The 489-nt window shown below is 66.9% G+C and carries 1 protein-coding gene; it reads left to right on the forward strand.

Annotated features, from left to right (window positions below; genetic code table 11):
* Positions 1-489 (forward strand): sodium/proton-translocating pyrophosphatase (locus O7A70_RS34015; RefSeq protein ID WP_337144234.1); only part of this gene is annotated, 489 nt, incomplete at both ends.

Genomic DNA, 489 nt, shown 5'->3' on the forward strand with positions numbered 1-489 from the left:
AACCCCTACGTCGTGGTGGGCCTGTTGTTCGGTGGTCTGTTGCCGTACCTGTTCGGCGCGATGGGCATGACGGCCGTCGGCCGTGCAGCCGGCGCGATCGTGGAGGAGGTGCGTCGCCAGTTCCGCGAGAAGCCGGGCATCATGCAGGGCACCGACAAGCCGGACTACGGCAAGGCGGTCGACCTGCTGACCCGCGCGGCGATCAAGGAAATGATCATCCCCTCGCTGCTTCCAGTGCTGTCGCCGATCGTCGTCTATTTCCTGATCTACGCGATCGCGGGCGGCGGCGCGGCCGGCAAGTCGGCAGCGTTCTCGGCGGTCGGTGCGATGCTGCTCGGCGTGATCGTGACGGGCCTGTTCGTCGCAATCTCGATGACCTCGGGCGGCGGCGCCTGGGACAACGCCAAGAAGTACATCGAGGACGGTCACTTCGGCGGCAAGGGCTCTGACGCCCACAAGTCGGCCGTGACCGGCGACACCGTCGGCGAT

It is taken from the genome of Mesorhizobium sp. Cs1299R1N1 (assembly GCF_037179655.1).
GTDB lineage: Bacteria > Pseudomonadota > Alphaproteobacteria > Rhizobiales > Rhizobiaceae > Mesorhizobium > Mesorhizobium salmacidum.